This is a genomic window from Enterobacter cloacae complex sp.6700776, from assembly GCF_048284255.1.
GTDB lineage: Bacteria > Pseudomonadota > Gammaproteobacteria > Enterobacterales > Enterobacteriaceae > Enterobacter > Enterobacter intestinihominis.
In genome coordinates, this window is sequence record NZ_JBLVYK010000146.1 from 1 (window position 1) to 309 (window position 309).

General features: G+C 44.0%; 1 pseudogene. It reads right to left on the bottom strand.

The window, feature by feature from the left end:
- Positions 1–158 (bottom strand): annotated as a pseudogene (locus ACNQ0T_RS23640) (flavin reductase); the annotation flags it as partial.
- Between the last annotated feature and the right edge of the window lie 151 nt (positions 159–309).

Consider the following 309-nt stretch of genomic DNA (forward strand, 5'->3'; position numbering starts at 1 on the left):
AGAATCATGGTGGTGGACCCGACCTGCAATAAACGATAGGCCTTACTTATTTCGACAGGCTGAACGGACATGGTTTTTCCTTTGTGCATGCTATTTAACGTAATGATTATCTGGATATTTATTGAGGGCATGTTCATTTTCTGGCCCCCTTTCGTAATCCACCGTGCAACGATACGCCAGGCGATTAAGCGTAAAAAGGTGCGTAAATTGTTTTCATTATTCATAATCCACGAATAATCATGCCGTCTGTCGGTAAGCTGCTCGCTACAGGAGAGGAAGAAGGTGGATCGTATTCAGGCTATGCAGATG